Here is a 24,189-nt window from a genome sequence, read left to right on the forward strand (position 1 = left end):
CGCTTAGGGCGTTTTAGAGCTGTTATTTGCCGTGACCCATGTCACAATCGAGGCTGGCGGTTTCCCATCAGCCTCACCGTGCGCGATGGTGTCCAGCGGGCGCCCACGCACCTGACGCATCGTTGGTGATCGTTCGTCACTCCACGAGGGGGTCGGCCGATTCGCCGGGAAGCGGACGGGGTGCGTCTTCGGCCACCGGCCTCACCGGTGGCGGGCGCTCGCGGCACGCCTCGGCCCGGTATGGCCGTGGTCACGCCGCGTCCCTGACCCCGACGAAGGGATCACCACGTGAGTCGGCCATGGAGCCGGTTCACCGCCCGCGCCACAGCCGTAGCGCTGCTGAGCATGGGCGTGGCCGGCGGTTTCTACCTCAGCGAGGACCGCCAGTCTCAGCGCCAGGGCCCAGGCGCGCAGGTGGCCGGAAGTGTCACCGAGATCGACGTCGAGTACCGACAGGAGTCGCAGCGGGTCTCCCGTCAGGTTCGCGCCGCTCGGGAACAGGCCACCGAGACCAGGAAGCGGGCCCGTGCCGCCGCCGAGAAGGCCCGCAAGGCCGAAGAGGCAGCGCGCAAGAAGAAGGCCGAGCAGGAGCGGAGGGCCCGAGAAGAGGCCGCGGCGCGTGCCGCCTCCCGGCCGTACGACGGCCCGATCCCCGCCTCCTGCGCGGAGTACGGCGGCAACCGCAAGATCGGTTGCGCCATGATGATCGACGCAGGATTCAATATCGACCAGTTCCCCTGCCTCGACAAGCTGTGGAACAAGGAGAGCGGCTGGAACCACAAGGCCCGCAACCCCTCCTCCGGCGCCTACGGCATCCCACAGGCGTACCCGGGCAACAAGATGGCCTCGGTCGGCGCCGACTGGCAGACCAACCCGGCCACCCAGATCACCTGGGGGCTCGGTTACATCAAGGGCCGGTACAGCAATCCCTGCGGCGCGTGGGCGAAGTCGCAGAGTTCGGGCTACTACTGAGTCCCACCTGAGCACCTTGACGACGGCGGTACGCGGCACTCGCGTACCGCCGTCTTCGTCCCCGGTGGTGGGCGAAAAGTGGCGGCTGCCCGCGATTGCTGATAGCTCTTGACGGGTGACCCTGCAGCCCGGAAGCGGCGACCCCCACCGGTTCGGCACCGATGCGTTCTACGCCTCCATCGGCCGGGCTTTCGTCGCCATGTGCGCGGTGGTGCCGGTCCTCTTCCTGATCGAGGGTCTCGACCAGTGGCTCGGCGCCGGCTTCGACGCCGCCGCCGGCATCATCCCGCAGCGCATCGACGGGCTGGACGGCGTCTTCTTCTCACCGTTCCTGCACCACGGCTTCGACCACCTCTACAGCAACAGCATCCCGCTGATCCTGCTCGGCACCTTCGTGCTGGCCGCGGGCGCCCGCCGGTTCCTCTGGTCGACCCTGGTGATCGTGCTGGTCAGCGGGCTGGGTGTGTGGTTCACCGGCTCGCCCAACACGATCGTGGTGGGCGCCAGCGGTGTCATCTTCGGCTACCTCGGCATCCTGCTGACCCGGGGCATCTTCGAGCGGAGCTGGTGGAACTTCGCCGTCTTCCTGTTGGTCGGCCTCCTCTACGGCGGCCAGTTGGTCGGCGTCCTGCCCACCGACGAGCGGATCTCCTGGCAGGGACACCTGTTCGGGCTGCTCGGCGGCATCGTGGCCGCGATCATCTTCCGGCGTCGCCGGACCGACCTCGACGGGCCGTACCGCTCCGAGTCCCCGATGACGATGCCCTGACCCCGTCGCCGTCACGCCGCCGGGCCCGAGCGGCCGCGCCGATCCGGCCACCGAGCGCGGCGACCGCCACCGCCACCAGCGTCAGCGCCGCGCCGAGCACCGTACTCGTCGCCGGGCGGGTCTGCGCGGAGGGAAGCAGCACGTCCAGCAGCACCGCGCCGACGACCTGACCGGCGACGGTGGCCAGGCCGAGCAGCAGCACGCCGGTGAGGCGGACCACCGCCGCCGCCACCGCGATGAAGGTCACCCCGATCGGCCCGCCCAGATAGAGCCACGGCTCGGCGGGCAGGTCACCGGCGGGCACACCGCGTACGGCGAGGCTGACCACGAAGACGGCCAGCAGGGCGGCCGTACCGACGGCGAAGTTGACCAGCGTGGCGGTCACCGTGCTCCGGGTGGCCTCGCGGACCCGCCCGTTCACCGCCTGCTGCCAGGCCACCCCGACGCCGGCCAGCAGCGGCAGCAGGGCCAGACCGATGGTGGCCGGTTCGGCCAGCCGATCTCCGACGGCCAACAGCACCGCGGCCACGGTGAGGACCGCACCGGCGAGCCGGGCGAGGGTCACCGGCTGCGGCCCGCTCGGGCCGACCCCGGCCCGGTCCACGACGAGACTGCTGCCGGACTGTCCGGCGACCACCGCCACGGTGAACACGGCGACGCCGAGCGTACCGACGGTGGCGCTCTGGGTGAAGACGAGGAACGCTCCGCAGACCCCGCCGAGGCACTGCCAGAGCCGCAACCTGCCGGTGCCGAGCGCGGCGCGCAGCGCGGTCAGGCCCCGACGCCCGTTCCCGGTGGCGACGCCGAGCACCACCAGCACCAGCAGCCCCAGGCCGAACGAGACCAACGCGGCGGCGACCCCGTCGTCGAGCCGTACGCCCAGCTCGCCGTTGATCCGCGACTGGGTGGCGACGGCGACCCCGGCGACGGCTCCCAGCGCCACGGCACCGGCCCGCCGACCGGCCGACACCGTCGGCCCGGTCGCCGTCGCGCCCTGACTCAAGCCTGTTGGTCCAGGGGGCGGCCGTCGAAGTCCACCGCCGAATAGAGCGCCAGCTTCTCCAACTTGTGGAACGAGTCGATCACCCGGATCGTGCCGCTCTTGGACCGCATCACGATCGACTGCGTGTACGCCCCACCCGAGCGGTAGCGCACACCCTTCAGCAGGTCACCGGAGGTGACACCGGTCGCCACGAAGAAGCAGTTGTCCCCGGTGACCAGGTCGTCGGTGGTGAGCACCCGGTCCAGGTCGTGCCCGGCGGCGAGCGCCTTCTCCCGCTCGGCGTCGTCGCGTGGCCAGAGCTTGGCCTGCATCATCCCGCCCATGCACTTGAGCGCGCAGGCGGCGGTGATCCCCTCCGGGGTGCCGCCGATGCCCATCAGCACGTCGACGTCGGACTCGCCCCGGGCGGCGGCGATGACACCGGCGATGTCGCCGTCGGAGATGAACCGGATGCCCGCCCCGGTACGCCGGATCTCCTCCACCAGCCCGTCGTGCCGGGAGCGGTCGAGTACGCAGACCGTCACCTCGTCGAGGCCGGTGCCCTTGACCTTGGCGATGCGGCGCAGGTTGTCGGCCACCCCGGCGTTGATGTCGACCACGTCCGCGTACGCCGGGCCGACCGCGAGCTTCTCCATGTAGAACACGGCGCTCGGGTCGAACATCGCACCCCGTTCGGCGACCGCCAGCACCGCGAGCGCGTTCGGCATGCCCTTGCTCATCAGCGTGGTGCCGTCGATCGGGTCGACCGCGACGTCCACCTCCGGGCCGGTGCCGTCGCCGACCTCCTCGCCGTTGAAGAGCATCGGGGCGTTGTCCTTCTCGCCCTCGCCGATCACCACGACACCCTTCATCGGGATCGAGTTGATCAGCTTGCGCATGGCGTCGACGGCGGCGCCGTCGCCGCCCTCCTTGTCACCCCGGCCGACCCAGCGACCGGCGGCCATCGCCGCGGCCTCGGTCACCCGGACCAGGTCGAGGGCGATGTTGCGGTCGAGGTTCTGTGGGGTACGCGTCCTGGCGGTCGTCATGAACGGCTCCTCCTCGCGGCGGTGCGGGGTTGACCGGGCCGGGTCCTGCCGGCTTCGTTCCTGATCCTCACACGATGGCGGACCCGCGACCGGGGCGGGGCGGTGATGGGCCGGATACCGCCGGTCGGGCGGCTGCGAGAATGGCCCGGTGGAACCCGCACAGCCTGCCGACCGCGCAACCGCAGACCAGCCGTCGACGGCCGAGCAGCCGACCGTCGACCGGGCCGCCGGACCGGACGTACCCGAGGACCGGCCGGAGCCGACGCGGACCGCCGGGGAACCGGCGGCCGAGACCGCCCCGGGACGCTCCGAGCGCAGACCCCGCGACATGGCCATCTCGCTGCTGGTGCTGCTGGTCCCGATCGCCCTGCTGATCGCCTTCTCCCGGGGCTTCCTCGGTGGGGACGCGCCGAGCACGGTGAACCCGACCCCCGCCTTCGATCAGGCGCGCTCGGCCGCCGCCTTCCCGGTCTCCGAGCCGTCCGGGCTGCCCGACGGGTGGAAGACCGTACGTGCGGCGTACCGGACCACGGAGGAGGGCGCGACCCTGCGGGTGGGCTATCTCACTCCCGAGGGGCGTGGTCTGCAACTCGTGCAGAGCAACGTGCCACCGGAGCGGCTGCTGCCCACCGAGCTGACCGAGCAGGGGCGACCGCAGGGGCAGGCCGACCTCGGGTCGGGCGCCTGGCAGCGGTACACCGGGCGGGGCAACGAGCAGGCATTGGTGTTGCTCGAACCGGAGCGGACCGTGATCGTCGTCGGGGACGCCCGGGACAACGAACTGCGCGAGATGGCCACCGCCGTCGACTGAGCCTGCTTCGTGGTGATTGCGGGCGGCGTCGGCAGGGAACAGGAGAGGCGAGCCACCGGCGCGGGAAGCGTCGGGTGACCGCTGGGAGACACCGATGACCATTCGCAGACTGAGCGCCGGTCTCATGGCCGCCGCCTTGCTCACGCCTGGAGTCGCCGCCTGCACAACCTCCGGTGACACCGCGCCCACCACCACCGCCACACCGTCCGCCACCGGCTCCGGCGCACGCGCCGCGGACTCCGAGGCCAAGCAGGCGCTGCTGGACTCGACCAAGGAGATCAGCAACGGCAACTTCCGGTTCACCATGTCCGGCGTCGGCTCGGTCGCCGAGGGCCAGGTGCACCAGCCGAGCCAGAGCGCCGAGATCCGGGTACGCCTGGGCGAGCCGACCGACGACCTGGCGATCAGCCTCGACCTGATCCACGCCAAGCCGGACAGCTGGGTCAAGGTGGACCTCAAGGGCGGCGCCGCGACCAGCGTGCCCGGCCTCGACCGGCTGAACCTCGGCAAGTTCCAGCACCTCGACCAGAGCCGGATCCAGGGAGACCGCAACCTCGGCTTCGACTTCGACAAGGTCGACCCGGCCGGGAGCGCCGCGCTCACCCAGGCGGTCACCGAGGTGCAGCGCACCGGTGACGGCACCTTCTCCGGCACCATCGACGTCTCCAAGGCCGCCGAGGCCGGCTCGCTGGACCAGGGCGTGGTCACCGCGCTCGGCCCGGAGGCCAACGCGGTGCCCTTCACCGCCACCACCGACGCGCAGGGCCGCCTCACCGAACTGGTGCTGCGGATGCCGCCGACGGGGGCCGCCGCCGGCCAGGAGATCAAGATGACGTACAGCGACTACGGCAACGCGACCGCCGCGCAGAAGCCCCCGGCCGACCAGGTCGTCGAGGCGCCGCCGGAGTTGTACAACCTGTTCAAGTAAGCGGTCCCTCGCGGGGCGGCGACGAGACGCGGCGGGAGCCTTCCGGCTCCCGCCGCGTCGTGTCCGGGGTACGTCCAGGCGTCAGGTCGTCGACTCCTGGCGGGCGGCGTCGATCCGGGCACGGGCGCCGTCGAGGCGACTCTGGCAGATCACCGCCAACGCCTCACCGCGCTCCCACAGGGCCAACGACTCCTCCAGCGACGTCCCGCCGGCCTCCAGCCGCTCCACCACCGACGCCAGTTCGGCACGAGCCTGTTCGTAGCTGAGCCGCTCGTCCGACCCGTCGGTCTTCTCGTCAGTCATCGCTTGCCTCTCCCACAACAGGGCCGACAGGTCAGGGGTTCACGGTGGCCGACAGTTCGCCGTCGGCGACGCGTACCCGCAGCGGGTCACCGGGTGCCACGTCGCCGGCGGCGCGGACCACGTGGCCGTCGGCGCGCTGCACGATGGCGTACCCCCGGTCCAGGGTGGCGGCCGGTGAGAGCGCGCGCAGCCGGGCCAGGGTGTGCCGGAGGTCGTCGTCGGCGGCGGCGATGCGGTGGTCCAGGCAGCGCACGGCCCGCTGGCGCAGGGCGGCCAGGTCACCGGCCCGCTGCTCCACCATCACCTGCGGGCGGGCCAGCGCCGGACGGGAGCGCAGCGCCTCGATCCGGTGCGACTCGCGGTCGACCAGGTGGTGCACCGCGCGCCGCAGCCGGTGGCGGGCCTGCCCGATCAGGCGTACCTCCTCGGCCAGGTCGGGCACCACCCGCTTGGCCGCGTCGGTCGGGGTCGACGCGCGGACGTCGGCCACGTAGTCGACCAGCGGCGCGTCCGTCTCGTGGCCGATCGCGCTGACCACCGGCGTACGGCAGGCGAACACCGCCCGGCAGAGGGCCTCGTCGGAGAAGGGCAGCAGGTCCTCGATGCCGCCACCGCCCCGGGCCAGGATGATCACATCGATGCTCGGGTCGCCGTCCAGCACCTTGAGCGCGTCCACGATCTGCGGCACGGCACCGGGGCCCTGCACGGCCACGTTCACCGTCCGGAACTCCACCGCCGGCCAGCGGCGACGGGCGTTGGTGAGCACGTCCCGCTCGGCGGCGCTGGCCCGGCCGGTGATCAGCCCGATCCGCTGCGGCAGGAACGGCGGCCGGCGCTTGCGGGCCCGGTCGAACAGCCCCTCGGCGGCGAGCAGCTTCTTGAGCTTCTCCAGCCGTGCCAGCAGCTCACCGAGACCCACCTGCCGGATCTCGTCGGCCCGCAGGCTGAGCGTGCCCCGGGCGGCATAGAACTCCGGCTTGGCGTGCAGCACGACGCGGGCGCCCTCGCGCAGCTCCGGCGCGCCGGTGTCGAGCACGTCGCGGTTGGTGGTGACGGTCAGGCTCAGATCCGCCGACGGGTCACGCAACGTGAGGAACACGGTGCTGGCGCCGGGCCGCCGGCTGATCTGCGCCACCTGCCCGTCGACCCAGACCCAGCCCAGGCGCGCCACCCAGGCGCCGATCTTCTGACTGACCACGCGCACCGGCCACGGCTCCTCCGCGGTGCTGGCGCCTGTGCCGGCAGCCGTCCCGCTCCCGGTCGCCGTCCCACCCGTACTCACCCGCCCACCCTAAGCCCACCCACCGACCGCCTCGCTGATCACGACCGGGGCGGCGGCCGACGGGGTCGGCGGCGGGGCGCGCGCGGTGCCGGGGGCGCGGGCGGCACGTACGATGGGGGCGTGACTGAGGGCGAGAGGACTTCCGGGACCGGTAAGCGCGTGCTGCTCGCGAAGCCCCGTGGATACTGCGCGGGCGTCGACCGGGCGGTGCAGACCGTCGAGGAGGCGCTCAAGCTCTACGGTGCCCCGATCTACGTCCGCAAGGAGATCGTGCACAACAAGCACGTGGTGCGGACGCTGGAGGCCCAGGGCGCGATCTTCGTCGAGGAGAACGAGGAGGTCCCCGAGGGGTCCACCGTCATCTTCTCCGCGCACGGCGTGGCGCCCGAGGTCTACGAGCAGGCGAAGGAGCGGTCGCTCAAGGCGATCGACGCGACCTGCCCGCTGGTGACCAAGGTGCACCACGAGGCCAAGCGGTTCGCCGCCGAGGACTACGACATCCTGCTCATCGGCCACGAGGGTCACGAGGAGGTGATCGGCACCTCCGGCGAGGCCCCCGACCACATCCAGTTGGTGGACGGCCCCGAGGACGCCGACCGCGTCACCGTGCGCGACCCGAGCAAGGTCGTCTGGCTGTCGCAGACCACGCTCTCGGTCGACGAGACCCTGGAGACCGTGGCCCGGCTCAAGAAGCGGCTGCCACTGCTCCAGTCCCCGCCCAGCGACGACATCTGCTACGCCACCAGCAACCGGCAGCACGTGGTCAAGGAGATCGCGGCCGAGTGCGACGTGGTGCTCGTGGTGGGGTCGCGCAACTCCTCCAACTCCGTACGGCTGGTCGAGGTGGCGCTGGACGCCGGTGCCCGCGCCGGACACCTGGTCGACTTCGCCCACGAGATCGACGACGCCTGGCTGACCGACGCCCGGACGGTGGGCCTCACCTCCGGCGCGAGCGTGCCGGAGGAACTGGTGCAGCAGGTGCTCGCGCACCTCGCCGAGCGCGGCTTCGCCGACGTCGAGGAGGTGGTGACCGCCAACGAGCGCCTCACCTTCTCGCTGCCGCAGGAACTCAAGCGCGACATGAAGGCCGCTGCGGCGGCCCAGAGCTGATCCGTCGGCACGCGCTGATGGAACGGTTGACCTTCCGGACACGTCAGACCGGCATGAGGACCCTTCGGATCGCCGCCACCGCGCTGATCGTCTGCACGGCGCTCGTCGCCTGCGGCGGTCAGGACGCCGGGACCGGCCCCACCACCGCCCCGACCCCGACGGGAGCGTCACCCGTGACCGAGCTGCCGACCCCGGATCCGACCGGCCCCGTGCCCCCGCCCTCCGACCCGGTGGACCCGACCGCCCCTGTCAGCCCGCCGCCGGCCGGCACGACCCGGGGCGTGCCGACCTCGCCGCCGGTCACCGGTGAGATGACGCTCACCGGTCGGGTCGAGGCCGGCGTGGAGCCCGGCTGCCTGCTGCTCGACGGCTACCTGCTGTTGGGCGGGCCACGTGACGTACTCACCTCCGGTGCCTCGGTGACGGTGACCGGTCGGCCCAACCCGAGCCTGATGACGACGTGCCAGCAGGGCACCCCCTTCCAGGTCGCCACCGCCAAGCGCGGCTGACCCACCCCACCCGCGCTGCGGTACGCGCCCCCGGGCGCGCACCGCAGCGCCCTGTCGATCATGGAGTTGCGGCAGCGGCAGAAGGCGCGTATCACCCCCAACTGCTCGCCAAAAGTCCATGATCGGCGGGCGTGTCCGGCGGTGGTGGAGAGGACAGCGAAAAGGCGGAAGCCCGCCTCCGGGTGGACCGGAGACGGGCTTCCTGGTGGTGCGGTGGTGGTGTCAGTTCACTGCGCCGACGGAGACCGCGCCGCGGCCGACGACTGCGCCTTCGGTGGTCACCACGGTCAGCTCACCGTAGAGCGCCCGACCCGCCGACGGGGTGGACTGGGCGGTCACCGAACCCGAGAGGTTGCCGGTGGCGCCGTTGGCCAGGGTGAGCGTGCCACCCGAGGCCGTCAGGGTGCCGAGCGACGGGGACGAGAACGAGTCCCGGTAGTCGTACTGGGTGCTGCCACCCGCACCGTCCACCGCGTACGCGTCCACGACGACCCGGTAGGTGCCCGCGACCGGGTTGGTCAGGGTCACCGCCTCCTCCGAGTCACCGTCGGCCTGCTGCCCGACCAGGGTGGTGCCCCGGTAGATGAACAGGTCGAGGTCGGCGCTTGCGTTGGACGGGTTGCCGATGCGGGCGGTGAAGCTGGTGGCGCCCGCCGGCACCTCGACGGTGAACTCCTGCTTGGCCAGCTCGACGATGGTCGGCCGCTCGGTGTGCACGCTGGACAGCGGGCCACCCTGGCCGGTCACCGAGACCGGGCCGAAGGTGTTCTTCAGCGACCAGGTCACCGGGGTCGGGACACCGGCGGTGACCGCCGGCAGCTCGACCACGGCCGGCTCGACCGCAACGCCCTGCACCCGTGCCTGGAGCTGGTACGGGTTGTTCAGGGCCGGCGAGGTCCGCCGCGACTCCACCTCGATCTCCCAGACACCCGGCAGTGGGTTCTGGTAGTCACGCTCGAACGCGTTGCAGACGACCGTGCTGGCGAAGTTGGTGTAGCAGGCCAGGCTGGAGGTGCTCTCCACCGGGACGCCGTACGGGTTGAAGGCGATGAAGCGGGTCTGCGACCCGGTGGCGATGCCGGAGAGGTTCACCTGCAACGCCCCGGCACCCGGCGGCACCGTCACGAAGTACGACGTGGTGCTGTTGCGCTCCACGGTGCCCCGCGCCGAGTAGGCGAAGGCGGGCTTGCTGACGTCGTTCGAGGCCACCACGACGGCGGAGAACTCGAAGTCGATCGTGTTGGTGCGCGGGTCGTCGACCGTGACGATCGTGCCGTGGGCACCGGCGGTCTTCGGCTTCGCGGTGACCGTGATGGTGACGGTCTTGTTCAGCGGCAGCGTGACGTTCTTCGGCGCCGAGAAGGTGCCGTTGTTGCCGCGCAGGCCGATGTTGTGCTTCACGTTGCCGGTCGGGCCGCTGGTCCGGGTCAGCTTGACCTGGTACGACTTCGACTGGTTGACCTTGTGTCCGCCGTTGGCGGCGTCACACCGGTTGTAGACGCCGGTGCCGCTGTTCGGCGTGGCGAGCTGGCCGGAGAGGACGGTGCAGACCGGAGCCTCGGCGGTGTAGTCGTTCGGCTCGCTGCTCTTGCGCAGCAGCTTCCAGGCACCCGGCACGTCGAACATGCCGTAGCCCTGACCGAAGGTGGCGGTGTTCGCGATCGGCTTGGCCGAGCTGTAGATCGCCCGGCGCAGCGCGGCCGGGGTCACGCCCTGGTCAGTGGCCTTGGCGGCCGAGAGCAGCAGCGCGGCACCACCGGCGGCCTGCGGGGAGGCCATCGACGTACCGTTGGACATGCCGTAACCCGACGGGAGCGGGTAGCCGGCCTCGGCGACCGGGTTGCCGGCCTGCCAGACCGGGGTGGTGGAGATGGCAGAGCCCGGAGCGGCGATGTTCGGCTTGGCACCACCGTCCTCACGCGGGCCGCGCGAGGAGAAGTTGAACAGGGCGTTCTTCTGCTTGACCACCGAGCCGTAGTTGGCCAGCCAGGTGTCCTTGCTGATGCTGGCCGCGACGCTGACCACGTTGGTGGACGCGGACGGGTCGCCGATGGTGTTCACACCCGGGCCGGAGTTGCCGGCCGAGATGAACATCTGCACACCGTAGGTGGTGATCAGGTTGTTGTAGAGGACGGCGCGGGCGTTGTTGCCGTCGTTGAGCGCCGGCAGGCCGCCGATCGACATGTTGATGACGTCGACGCCCCGGTTGATCACCAGGTCGGCCATGCCGGTGGTGAGCGCCGCGTACGTGCAGCCGCCGCCCCAGGAGCAGGCGCGCGAGGAGACGACCTTGGCGCCGGGGGCGGCGCCGTTGAACGCCTTGTTGCCCAGCATGCCGTACGCGGCGGTGATGCCGGCGACGTGCGTGCCGTGCGAGCCCTCGACGATGCCGATGTTGACGTAGTCGACCAGGCCGGGGCCGCCGAGCGGGGTGGTGTCGACGTTCTTGCGGTACTCGACCACGAACGACATCCGTTCGGTGATCGGAGTCGCCGGGTTGTCGGTGCCGAAGTGGTTGACGTCGAACTTCTCCTTGTAGGGCCGCATCAGGGCCTCGTCGGTGAAGTCGCCGTCCTGGTCGGTGTCCACCCAGATGTTGTTGGTCACCGGGTCGAAGAGCACGCCGAACTGGTCGGTGGTGTCCCCGTCGCGGTTGACGTCACCGCCCGGCTCGCTGTTGGCGGTGATGTTCTCGCTGAACAGGTTGAACCGGTAGGTGCCGGCCGGCGCGGTCCAGGTGCGGCCCGCGACGGTGAACGTGGGACCGGTGACCTGCGTGATCATCGGCCGCCAGGTGGGGTCCTCGAACGGGTCGGTGGCGGTGACCCAGTCGACGATCTTGCGCTCGCCGGTGGTGGTCTTCTGCAGCGCCGGGTGGTCCAGGTCCACACCGGAGTCCATCACGCCGATGGTGACGCCGCGCCCGTCCCACTTGGGGTTCTGCTTGACGAACTTGGCCGCACCGATCTCGCCGGTCGGCATGTAGGGGTTGTCGGCGGGCGTCTTGGCACCGGGGCCGCTGAGCGTGGAGCCCTGCTTCTCGGCCTTCTTCGCGCCCGGGACGACCTCCGGCTTCGGGTCGGGGAGCTGGATCTTCTCGTCCAGGTCCACGGCGGCGACGCCGGGCAGGGTGGCGGCCGTGACCGCCTTGCCGGTCGGCACCTTCGCCAACACGTAGCCGATGGTGTCGTAGCGCTCGGTGACGGCGGCACCGAGGTCCTTGAGGTCGTCCGCGACGTCCTTCGCCTTGCCCTTCTCGGTGGCGACGATCATCGTGACGGTGGGGGCCTTCTTCGCCTCCGCCTCGGAGAGCAGCTTGGCGTCGTGCTCGCCGAGCGCCTCGGCGGGGGTGGCCTGCGCGGCGTCGGGTCCGGCAGGAGCGGCGCTCGCGGTGGCGGTACCGCTGACCACGGTCACGGCGCCCGCCGCCATGACCGAGGCGAAGAGCGCGGCGGAGGTACGCCGGCTCAGGATTCGGGGTTTACTCACGTTCTCTTTCCTCCAGAGAACAGGGCGCCCTCAGATGCAGGGCACGCGTGAGGCGAATCCTTCGTGGTGCCGACCATCGATGTCACTACCGGCAGGTACGTTGTGACCATCTCGTGATACGCGAGACGCGCAATGTCACATCGAAGGTGGTAAGGGTCTGATTAGTCCGGCCGAATTCGACCATCCGTTGTGGAAAGACCATCGACCAGTTCCGGTGCCTGCGGCTGGCGAGGGGCGATCTCGACCTGGTTCGGCACCGCCAACTCCTGGTCGGAAACGCCCAGTTCGGCGAGCTTACGCGCGCTGACCAGCACCCGCGCCTCCAACGAACCCACCGCCCGGTTGTACGCGGTCACCGCACCGCCCAGCGACGCGCCGAGCTTGCCGACGTGGTCGCCGAGGGTCGACAACCGTCCGTACAGCTCCCGGGCCAGCGTGTGGACCGCCAGGGCGTTCCGGGCGAGTTGCTCCTGCCGCCACGACCACGCCACCGTACGCAGCAACGCGACCAGGGTGGCCGGCGTGGCCAACACGACGTTGCGGGTGAACGCGTGCTCCAGCAGCGTCGGATCGCGCTGCAGCGCCACGTCCAGGAACGGGTCGGCCGGCACGAAGAGGACCACGAACTCCGGGGTGGACTCGAAGGCCGTCCAGTACGACTTGGCGGCCAGCGCGTCCACGTGCCCCCGCAGGTGCTTGGCGTGCAGGTCGAGGTGCGTGTCCCGCCCCCGCTCGTCGCGCGCCTCCATCGCGGTCAGGTACGCGTCGAACGGCGCCTTCGCGTCCACCACCACACTGCGCCCCCCGTGCAGCCGGACCACCAGGTCGGGGCGGACCGTCTGCTGGTCGGTGGCGGCGGTGACCTGCTCGGAGAAGTCACAGTGCTCCAGCATCCCGGCGGCTTCCACGATCCGCCGCAACTGGTGCTCGCCCCACCGGCCGCGTACCTGGGGAGCGCGCAGCGCCGCCACCAACTGCTTGGTCTCGGTACGCAGCTCACCCGAGACCGTGCTCATCGACCGCACCTGTTCGCGCAGCTCCGCGTACGCGTCGACGCGGTCCCGCTCCAACTCGGCCACCCGCTGCTCGTAGCGGCGCAACGTGTCGTGCAGCGGCGCCACCGCCCGGGCCACCGCCTCCTGGGACTGGGCCGTCGCCTCGTAGCTCAACGCCCGCATCGACTGCTCCAGCCGCCCCTCGCCCTCACGGGTGGCGCGCAGGGTGGCGTCCAGCCGGGCGATCTCGGTCGCCGCGCGGGCCCGCGCGGCGAACCAGCCCACCGCACCGCCGGCACCGAGACAGACGACGACGACCGCCAGAGTCGAGAGCTCCATTCCGACGAGCTTGCCAAAGATGAGCGCTTCGCGCCTCGATCGGCACCGCGTGCCGCGTCCGACCTCGTCAGGAGGTGGGCCGCTGGCAGATGGTGGGTACGTTGGAGTGGTGGAACTTCTGCTGGTCGTACTCCTTGTCGCAGGTCTCGTCGGTGCGTTCGTCTGGTGGCAGCGGGAGCGCGCCGCGCGTGAGGCCCGGAAACTCGCCGATGTCCAAGCCGACGCCCGACGCTGGTACGAACGCCTCGGTGGGCAGGTGATGACGCTCAGCGGTGACGATCCGGCGGTGCGTCAGGCGCTGGCCGACGCCGCCGAGCGGTACCACGCGGCCGGGTCGCAGATGGAGCAGGCCAGGAGCATCACGCAGTTCACGTTGGCCCGGGAGACCGCGGTGGAGGGGCTGACCTACGTCCGGGCGGCCCGGACGGCACTCGGCATCGATCCCGGGCCACCCCTGCCACCGCTGGCCGCCGCGAGTGGGGCCGGCGAACTGACCGTGCCGCGCCAGGTCCAGGTGCAGGGCCAGAAGTTCAAGGCCGGTCCGCAGCCGGGCCGGGACACGCCGTACTACTACCCGGGCGGGCGGATGCAGGGCCGACCGGTGCCGTCCGGCTGGTACTCCACTCCCTGGTGGAAGACGGCGCTGGGGGCCGGAGTCGGCGTACTCGGCGGCATGCTGATCGCCGACGCCCTCTTCTCGCCCTCGTTCGGCGACCCCGGCTACGACGCCGGTGCGGCGGCGGGCCTGGACGACCAGGGCGGCGACTTCGGCGGCGACGCGGGCGACCTGGGCGGTGGTGACTACGGGGGCGGCGACTTCGGCGGTGGCGACTTCGGTGGCGGTGATTTCGGCGGCGGTGATTTCGGCGGTGGCGACTTCTGACGTCGCGTTCTGACGTCGGCGGCAGCGCCCGCAGATGTGTCGCGGCAGCGCCCGCAGATGTTAGGAAGGGTCCCCTCCTATACGCCAGGCGTTAGGAGGGGACCCTTCCTTGCAGTGCTTCCGAACCTCGCCGCGGTCAGCCGGTGTTGCGCATCCCGGCGGCGATGCCGTTCACGGTGGTGAGCAGCGCGCGCTCCAGAGCCGTACCGTCGCTCGGGGCCCGTCGGCCGCCCGGTGCGGTGGCCACCGCCCGACCGGCGGCACCGGAGTCGCGGTACTGCCGCAGCAACGCCACCTGGAGGTGGTGCAGCGGCTCCAGGTAGGTGTCGCGTACCGCCAGGGTGCGTTGCAGCACGGGGGAGTTCTCCAGCAGGTCCGGCGAGTCGGTGACCGCCAGCACCTCCCGCCGGGTCAACTCGTACTCCTCCTCGATCTTGGTGAAGATCGGGTGCAGCTTCTTCGGCACGAGGGTCTCCACGTACCGGCGGGCGATGTCGAGGTCGGTCTTGGTCAGCATCATCTCCACGTTCGACAGGAACGTGCGGAAGAAGTGCCAGTTGCGGTTCATCTCGGAGAGCACGTCGGCCAACCCGGCCTCGCGGGCGGCGGCCAGACCGGACCCCACCCCGAACCAGCCGGGCACGATCTGTCGCGTCTGGGTCCAGCCGAACACCCACGGGATGGCTCGCAGCCCGCCCAGGCCGGCGCCGGTGTTCGGTCGCTTCGCCGGCCGGGAGCCGATGTTCAACGCGCCGAGCAGCTCCGTCGGGGTGGACGCCCAGAAGTACGCCGGCAGGTCCGGGTCCTCCACCAGCGACCGGTACGACCGGAACGCCGACTCGGACACCACGTCCATCGCCGCGTCCCAGCGCTCCAGCATCTCGGCGGGCTGCCGGGGCGCGGTGTGCAGCAGCGTCGCCTGGAGCGCGGCGGCCACGGTCAGCTCCAGGTTCTCCCGGGCCAGCGCGGGCAGCGTGTACTTGTCGGAGATGACCTCGCCCTGCTCGGTCACCTTGATCGCGCCGTCGAGCGTGCCGTACGGCTGGGCCAGGATCGCGTCGTGCGTCGGTCCGCCGCCGCGCCCCACCGTGCCGCCCCGGCCGTGGAACAGCCGCAGGTGCACCCCGTGTCGGGCGGCCACGTCCCGCAGCGCCCGCTGTGCCCGGTGGATGGACCACTGGCTGGTGGTGATGCCGGCCTCCTTGTTGGAGTCGGAGTAGCCCAGCATCACCTCCTGCACGTCGCCCCGGGCGGCCACCAGCGTCCGGTACGCGGGCAGCGACAGCAGCTCGTCGAGGAGTTCGCCCCCGGAGTTCAGCTCGGCCGGGGTCTCCAGCAGCGGTACGAACCCGACCCGCGCCCGACCGCTGTGCACGTCGACCAGGCCGGCCTCGCGGGCGAGCACCACCGCGGCGAGCACGTCGTCCACGCCGAGGGTCATCGAGATGATGTACGACTCGATCACCTCGCCGCCGAACCGGTCCTGCGCCTCGCGGATGGCGCTGAACACGTCGAACGTCTTGCGCGCCGCCTCGGTCAACGGGGTGTCGGCGGTGGAGAGCGGCCGACGACCGGTCAACTCGTCGGCGAGCAGCTTGGTGCGCTCCAGCCTGGTCAACGCCGGGTAGTCCTCGACCTCGCCGACCGCCCGGTAGAGCTGGATCAGCACCTCGTGGTGCTTCTCGGCGTGCTCCCGGACGTCCATGGTCGCCAGGTGCAGGCCGAACGCGGAGACGGTCCGGATGGTCGAGGCGAGCCGGCCGACGGCGGTGAGCTGCCCGGAGTTGCGGGCCAGTGAGGCGCGCAGCAGATCCAGGTCGGCGATCAGCTCGGCGGAACCCCGGTAGTCGCGCCCCGGCACGTGCGGAGTGCCCTGACGCAACCGGGCTCGCGTGTTGGCCAGCTTGGCGCGGACGCAGCGGGCCTTGAGACGGTACGGCTCCTCGGCGTTGACCCGGCGGAACCGGGGCGCCACCTCGGGCAGCGCGTCCAGGTCGGCGGCGAGGCTGGCGGAGAGGTCCAGCGACACGTTGCGCAGCCGGCGGGAGACGGAGACCTCGTTGATCAGCTCATCCATCGCCGCCTCGGTGGCGGTCAGCCCGTGCTCGTGCTGGATGGCCAGCACCTCACGGGTCACCGTCGGGGTGACGAAGGGGTTGCCGTCGCGGTCGCCGCCGATCCAGGTGCCGAAGGTCAGCGGACGGGCGGTCGGCGAGGTCTCCACACCGAGGGTGCGCAGCGTCTCGGCGAGGTCGTCGAGCACCTGCGGGGCCGCCTCGGCGTACAGGTCGCGCAGGTAGTAGATGGCGTTGCGGGCCTCGTCGGTCGGGTCCGGCCGGTCCAGCCGCAGCTCGTCGGTCTGCCACATCAGGTCGAGCAGCTCGGCCAGTCGGCGGTTGGCCGGGCCCTCGTCACTGGCCCCGTAGAGGATCGCGTTGGCCGTCTCGGTGTCCAGCTCGTCGGCGATGGCGCGGAGCTTGGACAGGATCGAGCGGCGGGCCGCCTCGGTCGGGTGGGCGGTGAAGACCGGGCGTACCGCCAGCCGGCGGGCCACCGACGCGATCTCCTCGGCCGGTACCCCGCGCTCGGCGATCATCTTGGCCGCCTGGTCCAGCCAGCCACCCTGCACGGCGCGGCGACGCCGCAGGTCCCGGGCCCGGTGCACCTGCTCGGTGATGTTGGCCAGGTGGAAGTAGGTGGAGAAGGCGCGGGCCAGTTTGGTGCCGGTGGTCACGTCGAGCCCACCCAACCGCCGGGCGGCGGCGGGGGCGTCGGTGCGTACCTGGGCGCGGATCTCCTCGACGAGGTCGAGCAGGGGGCGGCCCTCCTGGCGGGCCAGGGTCTGCCCGAGCAGGGTGCCCAGCCGGCGGATGTCGGCGCGTAGGGCGGCGTCGGGCCCGTCGTGATCGTGCTGGTCGGTCACCGTGCGCTCCTTACGTGAGTACGAAGGACAGCGCTGTCCGACTTCCCCGATCGTATCCGCGCGCACCCGGGTGAAAGGAGGGGCCCCTTGTTATCGCCTTTTGTATAGGAGGGGTCCCCTCCTTTCACCCGGAAGGAGGAGTGAGGGACGTCCGCGCTGGTGGCGCCCCATGCAGCGGGCAGATCCGGGGTCGAGCCCGCCCACCCGCGGTGATCAAGGCCACGCCGCCGAGGGGCGGTACCGTCGGCCCATGCCGTCGTTGCGCTACCCACCGAAGCCCCGCCCGGGGGACCGGGTCGCGATCGTCTCGCCCTCCGCCGGACTGCCGGGCCTCTTCCCGCACGTGTACGAGTTGGGCCTGCGCCGACTGCGCGAGGAGTTCGGGTTGGAGCCGGTGGAGTACCCGACCACCCGCGTCATGGGTGCCGACCCGCGGGACAGGGCCCGCGACCTGACCGAGGCGTTCGCCGACCCGACGATCACCGCCGTGCTGGCCACCATCGGCGGCGACGACCAGATCACCGTCACCCCGCACCTCGACGACGACGTGCTTCGCGCCAACCCGAAGCCCTACTTCGGCTACTCCGACAACACCAACCTGCTCCATCACCTGCACCGCTTGGGGATCGTCGGCTACCACGGCGGGTCGGTGCTGGTGCACCTCGGCCGCCCCGGCGCGCTGCACCCGATGACCGCCGACTCGCTGCGCGCGGCGCTGTTCGGCTCCGACTGGTACGACCTGTCGGCGGCGCCGGAGTGGGGCGACGAACCGGCCGACTGGAACGACCCGGGCTGCCTGGCGGCGGAGCCGGTGATGTTCGCCGGTGCGGGCTGGCGCTGGCAGGGACCGGCCACGACGGTGACCGGCCGCACCTGGGGCGGCAACCTGGAGGTGCTGCACTGGCTGCTCGCCGCCGACCGGGTCGCCCCGGCGGAGTCGTTGCGGGGGTCGGTCTTTCTGATCGAGACCTCGGAGGAGTTGCCGCCCGCCGTCGAGGTCTACCGCATGTTGCGCAACCTCGGCGAGCGCGGCCTGCTCGCCGGCTTTCCCGCCGCACTGGTCGGCCGCGCCAAGGCGTGGAACTTCGACCGCCGGCTCACCCCCGACGAGAAGGCCGGCTACGCCCGGGAGCAGCGCGCCGCCGTGACCCGGGCGTTCGCCGAGTACGCCCCCGACGCGGTGCTGGTCTTCGACGTCGACCTCGGTCACACCGATCCGCAGTTGATCGTCCCGTACGGCGGGGAGGTGCGGGTCGACGCGGTCGACCGCCGCATCTCGGTCCGCTACTGACGGCCCGTGTCCCGGGGCGGCGGCCGGACCACCACCCCGGGGGCGCTCAGGTGAGCTGGCAGCGGCCGGCGCTGTAGTGGGCGACGGCCGCCAGGATCTCCGCCTCGGGCTTGTCCGCGAAGTTGAGGGTGGCGACCAGGCCGGAGCCGTACAGGACGTTCAACGGCGCGCTGTCGAACGCCGTGTAGCCGCCCAGGTTCGGCATCGTCGCCGGATTGTGCGGCTTGACCACCAGCATCTTCTCCAGGCTCCACCGGCGGCGGGAGATCTGCGCGACGGCCTCCCACGGCAGCCAGATCGCCTGACCACGGGTGGGCCGGCTGCGGATCCAGAGGCCCTCGTGGCTCAGTGCGAGCACCGGACCGCCGGAGCCGATCAGCCAGAGCTGGAGGCCGACCGGCAGGGCGACCAGGAGGAGCAGACAGCCCAGCGCGATCGCCAGGCCGAGTCCGGCGCTGCCGCGTTCCGCCGAGTTCATGGAGCCGAGAACGAGGAAGCCAGCACAGCAGGCGAGCGGGCCGAGGGCGGCCAGCAGGACGCCACCGATGACCAGACCGCGCTTGGCGAGGTTGGGGCGTACGACGAAGGGCTGGTCCTCGGGGATGCGCTTGACCACGGGGGTCGGGTGCGGACCCGACGGCCAACCGCCGTGCGAAGACTGGGCGGGTTGACCGCCGTACGGCGGCTGGGCGGGTTGACCGCCGTACGGCGGCTGGGGCGGGTGTCCGGGCGGCGGGTAGGTCACGGTTCTCCGGTCTCAGTCGATACGGGCGTAGGCGCGGACGGGGAAGGTACCCATACCGGCGACCTTCGGCGGGGCGGCGGTGAATCGGAAGCCGTCGGGCGGAAGCTGGTCCAGTCCGGTCAGATGCTCCACGATCGGGACACCGGCGGCCAGCAGGATGCTGTGCGCGGGACGCGTACCGCCCGCCGCCGGGCTCATGTCGTCGATGTTGATCGAGTCGATGCCGACCAGGGCGACACCGGCGTCGACAAGCGCCCGGGCGCCGTCGCCGGTCAGGTGGGGTGCCTCCGGTGCGCCGTACCGGGCGGTGCCGAAGTGCGCGTCCCAGCCGGTGTGCAGCAGCACTGCCTTCCCGGCGACGTCGTACGGCGCCAGCAGCAGGCGGTCCACCGCACGGGTGCCGACGGGCAGGCGCACCACGAGCGCGGGCAGCTCGGCCAGGCGGTCCAGTCCGACGCCGGCCAGGTCGCTGCCGTCGGCGTAGCGGTGCGCGGGGGTGTCCAGGTACGTCCCGGTGTTGGCGATCATGTCGATCCGCCCGACCTGGAACTCGGTGCCCGGGGCGTAGGCGCTCCGGGAGTCCTCCCGGGTCAGCCACTCGGTGATCCGGGGCGTCGGCCAGCCGGGCAGGGTGGTCATCCCGTCGGTGACGACATGACTCAGCTCGACGAACCGGTGGCCGGTGCCCGGGGCGGTGGCCGTGACGCCGCGACCGCCCTTGTGCGGCTCCTCGACGATCGTCGTGCCGGTGATGCGGACCTCGGCCACCATCAGCAGCCCGAGGTGCCGGACGAAGAGCGCCGCCAGGTCCTCGTCGGTGATGCTCCGGCCGGGGATGTCCAGCCGGAAGCCCTCGGTGCGCAGACCGCCGCCGTTGGCGAAGGTGACGTCCGCGTCGAACTGTGCGCGAAACTCCCCGTTCATGCCGGGCAGCCGACCACAGCGCCCGGCAGTCGTCAAGATCCTGCTGGTGGCCCCGACCGTACGCGCGGACCGGCAGGCCGCAGGCGTGCCGGAGCCCGGACGTCGTGGACGGCGGTGGATCGTCCGACCGGAGAGATAGTGTCGACCGGTGGAACCCCCCGTCCGGACGGACGCGGGGCGATCGTCGTGTCCTCACCCGCGGAAGTGATCATGACTGCGCTCACCGGACTGTTCGCCGCCGCCCTGGCCGACCCGGGGCTGGCCCGTGTGCGTGACCTGGCGCGCTCGGGTGCGGCCCAGGTCGACGGCCTCGACCTGACCGCGCCACCGGCGTTGCGCCCGTTCGCGGTCGCCGCCGTCGCCGCGGACCCCGCCGAACAGGGGCGGGACGCGACGGTCGGCGGTGCCGGGCGGCCGGTGCTGGCGGTCACCGCCACCAGCCGTGAGGCGGAGGACCTGGTGGCGGCGCTGGGTGGGCTGCTCCCCGCCGAGCAGGTGGCGATCTTCCCGAGCTGGGAGACGCTGCCGCACGAGCGGCTCTCGCCGCGCTCCGACACGGTCGGTCGACGGCTGGCGGTGCTGCGCCGGCTGGCCCACCCGGACTCGGCGGACGCGCACGGGCGCACCGGGCCGCTGCGGGTGGTCGTGGCGCCGGTCCGGTCGATGCTGCAACCGCAGCTCAAGGGACTCGGCGACCTGGAGCCGGTGCGGCTGTCCGCCGGGGACGAGGCCGACCTGGAGCAGGTGGCGCGCCGGTTGACCGACATGGCGTACGCGCGGGTCGACCTGGTCACCAAGCGGGGCGAGTTCGCCGTCCGTGGCGGCATCCTGGACGTCTTCCCGCCCACCGACGAGCACCCGTCGCGGGTCGAGTTCTGGGGCGACGAGGTGGAGGAGATCCGCACCTTCGCCGTGGCCGACCAGCGCACCATCGAACAGGTGCCGCAACTCTGGGCACCGCCCTGCCGGGAACTGCTGCTCACCCCGGCCGTCCGGGAGCGGGCCGCCGAGCTGGCCGGGCAGCACCCCGAGCTGGCCGAGATCCTGGACAAGCTGGCCGGCGGCATACCGGTGGAGGGCATGGAGTCCCTCGCCCCGGCGCTGATCGGCGACGACTCGATGGAGTTGCTGCTGGACTGCATGCCCGAGGGCACGCACGTCCTGCTCTGCGACCCGGAGCGGATCCGCACCCGGGCGCACGACCTGGTGCGTACCTCTGAGGAGTTCCTCCAGGCCAGCTGGGCCGCCGCGGCCGTCGGCGGCCAGGCCCCGATCGACCTCGGCGCCGCCGCCTTCCGCACCCTGGCCGACGTCCGCGCGGCCGCCGCCACGCGGCGCCGGCCCTGGTGGACACTGTCCCCGTTCGGGATGGCCGAGCCGGACGCCGCCCCGGAGCGGCAGCCGTGGGAGGACGCGCCGGAGGCGGTCGACGTCACCCCCGACGACGCCATCGCGGTGAGCCTGAGCGCCCAGCCCGCGCCGCTCTATCACGGCGAGACCGACCGGGTGGTGGCCGACCTGACGCGCTGGACCGGTGAGGGCTGGTCGGTCGCGCTGGTCTTCGAGGGGCACGGCCCCGCCCACCGGGCCGTCGAGGTGCTCCGCGACGGTGGCCTGGGCGCCCGGATGACCGAGCAGGTCCCGGACGCGCCCGTGTCGGGCGAGGTCCTGGTCACCTGCGGCAGCCTCACCGGCGGCTTCGTCGACGAGGCGGCCCGGTTCGTGCTGCTCACCGGCAGCGACGTCACCGGTGGCCGGGGCGTCTCCACCCGGGACATGCGCAAGATGCCGAGCCGGCGGCGCAACACGATCGACCCGTTGGAGCTGCGGGCCGGCGACCACGTGGTGCACGAGCAGCACGGCATCGGCCGGTACGTGGAGCTGGTGCAGCGTACGGTCAACGGCGCGTCCCGGGAGTACCTGGTCATCGAGTACGCCGCGAGCAAGCGCGGCCAGCCCGGCGACCGTCTCTTCGTCCCCACCGACCAGCTCGACCAGCTCAGCCGGTACGTCGGTGGTGAGCAGCCGACGCTGCACAAGATGGGCGGCTCGGACTGGCAGAAGTCCAAGGCCCGGGCCCGCAAGGCGGTCAAGGAGATCGCCGCCCAGCTCATCCAGCTCTACGCCGCCCGCAAGGCGTCCAAGGGGCACACCTTCGGCCCGGACACCCCGTGGCAGCGGGAACTTGAGGACGCCTTCCCCTGGCAGGAGACGCCCGACCAGCTCGCCGCCATCGAGGAGGTCAAGCGGGACATGGAGCAGAGCGTTCCGATGGACCGGCTGATCTGCGGCGACGTCGGCTACGGCAAGACCGAGATCGCGGTACGCGCGGCGTTCAAGGCGGTCCAGGACGGCAAGCAGGTGGCCGTGCTGGTGCCCACCACCCTGCTGGTGCAGCAGCACTACAACACGTTCGCCGAGCGGATGAGCCAGTTCCCGGTGACGATCCGGCAGCTCTCCCGGTTCCAGACGCCGAAGGAGGCCGAGCAGACGCTCGCGATGGTCGCCGACGGCACCGCCGACATCGTCATCGGCACCCACCGACTACTGGCGGCCGCCACCCGCTTCAAGTCGCTCGGGCTGGTCATCGTCGACGAGGAGCAGCGGTTCGGCGTCGAGCACAAGGAGCACCTGAAGTCGATGCGGGCCGCCGTCGACGTGCTGAGCATGTCGGCGACCCCGATCCCGCGCACCCTGGAGATGGCGATCACCGGCATCCGGGAGATGTCCACCATCGCCACCCCGCCGGAGGAACGGCACCCGGTGCTCACCGCCGTCGGGGCGCAGGACGACCGGCAGGTGGCCGCCGCCATCCACCGCGAGCTGCTCCGTGACGGACAGGTCTTCTACCTGCACAACCGGGTCGAGTCGATCGAGCGGGCGGCCCGCCGCCTGCGCGAGCTGGTGCCCGAGTCCCGCGTCGCGGTGGCGCACGGCCAGATGGGCGAGGACGCCCTGGAGAAGGTCATGGTCGGCTTCTGGGAGAAGGAGTTCGACGTCCTGGTCTGCACCACGATCGTGGAGTCCGGCATCGACATCCCGAACGCCAACACCCTGATCGTGGAGCGGGCCGATCTGCTCGGCCTGGCCCAGTTGCACCAGATCCGGGGCCGGGTGGGCCGGGGCCGGGAGCGGGCGTACGCGTACTTCCTCTATCCGCCGGAGAAGCCGCTCACCGAGCACGCGCACGAGCGGCTGGCCACCATCGCCCAGCACACCGAGTTGGGTGCCGGCATGTACGTGGCGATGAAGGACCTGGAGATCCGGGGTGCCGGCAACCTGCTCGGCGGCGAGCAGTCCGGGCACATCGAGGGCGTCGGGTTCGACCTCTACGTCCGGATGGTCGGCGAGGCGGTGCAGGCGTTCAAGGGCGAGCGTCCCGAGGAGGAGACGGACGTCAAGATCGACCTTCCGGTGGACGCGCACCTGCCGCACGACTACGTCGGCGTGGAACGGCTGCGCCTGGAGATGTACCGCAAGCTCGCCGAGGCGCGCGACGAGGAACGGCTGCGCGAGGTGGCGGCCGAGATGACCGACCGCTACGGCGAGCCGCCCGCACCGGTGCAGAACCTGATCGCGGTGGCGCGGTTCCGGCTGCTGGCCCGCCGGTACGGCCTCACCGACGTCAGCGTGCAGGGCAGGCACCTGCGCTTCGGCCCGCTGCCGCTGCCCGACTCGAAGCAGATGCGGCTCAAGCGCTACCACCCGGACTCGGTCTACAAGTCCGCGCTCGACCAGGTCAGTGTGCCCCGGCCGACGACCCGCCGGATCGGTGGCGAGCCGTTGCGCGACCAGGCTCTGCTGGAGTGGTGCGCGCAGCTGCTCTCCGACGTCCTCGGCGCCCCGGCGGTGCCTGCGGGTGCGGGTGCCACCGGTGGGTAGGGG

The 24,189-nt window shown here is 71.7% G+C and carries 18 protein-coding genes; 9 read left to right on the forward strand and 9 right to left on the reverse strand.

Going from position 1 to position 24,189, the window contains the following annotated elements:
* Nucleotides 1-288: 288 nt before the first annotated feature.
* Both ABZ738_RS07400 and ABZ738_RS07405 read left to right on the forward strand, forming a co-directional pair.
* A complete protein-coding gene (locus ABZ738_RS07400; RefSeq protein ID WP_131053574.1) occupies nt 289-972 on the forward strand; it encodes a lytic transglycosylase domain-containing protein in 684 nt (227 codons plus the stop codon).
* Between the two features lie 115 nt (nt 973-1,087).
* Nucleotides 1,088-1,741 (forward strand): rhomboid family intramembrane serine protease, encoded by a 654-nt coding sequence (locus ABZ738_RS07405; RefSeq protein ID WP_131053575.1) that lies wholly within the window; start codon nt 1,088-1,090, stop codon nt 1,739-1,741.
* Here ABZ738_RS07405 and ABZ738_RS07410 read toward each other — a convergent pair.
* Together ABZ738_RS07410 and glpX are read right to left on the reverse strand one after the other, a co-directional pair.
* Nucleotides 1,671-2,711, reverse strand: coding sequence for a DMT family transporter (locus ABZ738_RS07410; RefSeq protein WP_254877028.1), 1,041 nt, complete (start codon nt 2,709-2,711; stop codon nt 1,671-1,673). The genes ABZ738_RS07405 and ABZ738_RS07410 overlap by 71 nt on opposite strands.
* A gap of 29 nt (nt 2,712-2,740) precedes the next feature.
* The gene (gene glpX, locus ABZ738_RS07415; protein WP_131055994.1) at nt 2,741-3,772 is read right to left on the reverse strand and encodes a class II fructose-bisphosphatase; all 1,032 of its coding nucleotides are present in this window, start codon (nt 3,770-3,772) and stop codon (nt 2,741-2,743) included.
* Between the two features lie 148 nt (nt 3,773-3,920).
* Between glpX and ABZ738_RS07420 the strand changes: the two genes are divergently transcribed.
* On the forward strand, nt 3,921-4,583 hold the full coding sequence (locus ABZ738_RS07420; RefSeq protein ID WP_131055996.1) for a DUF4245 domain-containing protein: 663 nt from the start codon (nt 3,921-3,923) through the stop codon (nt 4,581-4,583).
* A gap of 94 nt (nt 4,584-4,677) precedes the next feature.
* Complete coding sequence (locus ABZ738_RS07425) at nt 4,678-5,511, forward strand: hypothetical protein (protein ID WP_357211710.1); 834 nt, start codon at nt 4,678-4,680, stop codon at nt 5,509-5,511.
* Between the two features lie 81 nt (nt 5,512-5,592).
* On the opposite strand, the gene ABZ738_RS07430 is transcribed toward ABZ738_RS07425, so the two are convergent.
* Together ABZ738_RS07430 and xseA are read right to left on the reverse strand one after the other, a co-directional pair.
* On the reverse strand, nt 5,593-5,814 hold the full coding sequence (locus ABZ738_RS07430) for an exodeoxyribonuclease VII small subunit (RefSeq protein WP_131056000.1): 222 nt from the start codon (nt 5,812-5,814) through the stop codon (nt 5,593-5,595).
* 31 nt (nt 5,815-5,845) lie between these two features.
* Nucleotides 5,846-7,096, reverse strand: coding sequence for an exodeoxyribonuclease VII large subunit (gene xseA / locus ABZ738_RS07435; protein WP_131056002.1), 1,251 nt, complete (start codon nt 7,094-7,096; stop codon nt 5,846-5,848).
* A 120-nt stretch (nt 7,097-7,216) separates the two neighbouring features.
* Between xseA and ABZ738_RS07440 the strand changes: the two genes are divergently transcribed.
* Both ABZ738_RS07440 and ABZ738_RS07445 read left to right on the forward strand, forming a co-directional pair.
* Nucleotides 7,217-8,206 (forward strand): 4-hydroxy-3-methylbut-2-enyl diphosphate reductase, encoded by a 990-nt coding sequence (locus ABZ738_RS07440; protein WP_131051942.1) that lies wholly within the window; start codon nt 7,217-7,219, stop codon nt 8,204-8,206.
* Between the two features lie 53 nt (nt 8,207-8,259).
* The gene (locus tag ABZ738_RS07445; protein ID WP_176092571.1) at nt 8,260-8,715 is read left to right on the forward strand and encodes a hypothetical protein; all 456 of its coding nucleotides are present in this window, start codon (nt 8,260-8,262) and stop codon (nt 8,713-8,715) included.
* Nucleotides 8,716-8,937: 222 nt separating this feature from the next.
* Here the strand turns inward: ABZ738_RS07445 and ABZ738_RS07450 are convergent, their stop codons facing one another.
* Together ABZ738_RS07450 and ABZ738_RS07455 are read right to left on the reverse strand one after the other, a co-directional pair.
* The gene (locus tag ABZ738_RS07450) at nt 8,938-12,204 is read right to left on the reverse strand and encodes a S8 family serine peptidase (protein WP_176092572.1); all 3,267 of its coding nucleotides are present in this window, start codon (nt 12,202-12,204) and stop codon (nt 8,938-8,940) included.
* A 161-nt stretch (nt 12,205-12,365) separates the two neighbouring features.
* The gene (locus ABZ738_RS07455) at nt 12,366-13,538 is read right to left on the reverse strand and encodes a DNA recombination protein RmuC (protein ID WP_131051945.1); all 1,173 of its coding nucleotides are present in this window, start codon (nt 13,536-13,538) and stop codon (nt 12,366-12,368) included.
* 109 nt (nt 13,539-13,647) lie between these two features.
* Between ABZ738_RS07455 and ABZ738_RS07460 the strand changes: the two genes are divergently transcribed.
* The gene (locus ABZ738_RS07460) at nt 13,648-14,421 is read left to right on the forward strand and encodes a hypothetical protein (RefSeq protein ID WP_357211713.1); all 774 of its coding nucleotides are present in this window, start codon (nt 13,648-13,650) and stop codon (nt 14,419-14,421) included.
* 136 nt (nt 14,422-14,557) lie between these two features.
* On the opposite strand, the gene ppc is transcribed toward ABZ738_RS07460, so the two are convergent.
* On the reverse strand, nt 14,558-17,344 hold the full coding sequence (gene ppc, locus ABZ738_RS07465) for a phosphoenolpyruvate carboxylase (RefSeq protein WP_131051947.1): 2,787 nt from the start codon (nt 17,342-17,344) through the stop codon (nt 14,558-14,560).
* Nucleotides 17,345-17,594: 250 nt separating this feature from the next.
* Here ppc and ABZ738_RS07470 point away from each other — a divergent pair, with 250 nt between their 5' ends.
* Nucleotides 17,595-18,635 (forward strand): S66 peptidase family protein, encoded by a 1,041-nt coding sequence (locus ABZ738_RS07470; protein WP_357211715.1) that lies wholly within the window; start codon nt 17,595-17,597, stop codon nt 18,633-18,635.
* Nucleotides 18,636-18,681: 46 nt separating this feature from the next.
* Here the strand turns inward: ABZ738_RS07470 and ABZ738_RS07475 are convergent, their stop codons facing one another.
* On the reverse strand, nt 18,682-19,380 hold the full coding sequence (locus tag ABZ738_RS07475; protein ID WP_357211717.1) for a hypothetical protein: 699 nt from the start codon (nt 19,378-19,380) through the stop codon (nt 18,682-18,684).
* A gap of 12 nt (nt 19,381-19,392) precedes the next feature.
* Entirely contained in the window at nt 19,393-20,304 is a 912-nt protein-coding gene (locus tag ABZ738_RS07480; RefSeq protein WP_131051950.1) for a cyclase family protein, read from the reverse strand.
* A 210-nt stretch (nt 20,305-20,514) separates the two neighbouring features.
* Here ABZ738_RS07480 and mfd point away from each other — a divergent pair, with 210 nt between their 5' ends.
* The gene (mfd, locus tag ABZ738_RS07485) at nt 20,515-24,186 is read left to right on the forward strand and encodes a transcription-repair coupling factor (protein ID WP_357211719.1); all 3,672 of its coding nucleotides are present in this window, start codon (nt 20,515-20,517) and stop codon (nt 24,184-24,186) included.
* Nucleotides 24,187-24,189 lie beyond the last annotated feature (3 nt).

This window comes from Micromonospora sp. NPDC047793, from assembly GCF_040642635.1.
Classification (GTDB): domain Bacteria; phylum Actinomycetota; class Actinomycetes; order Mycobacteriales; family Micromonosporaceae; genus Micromonospora.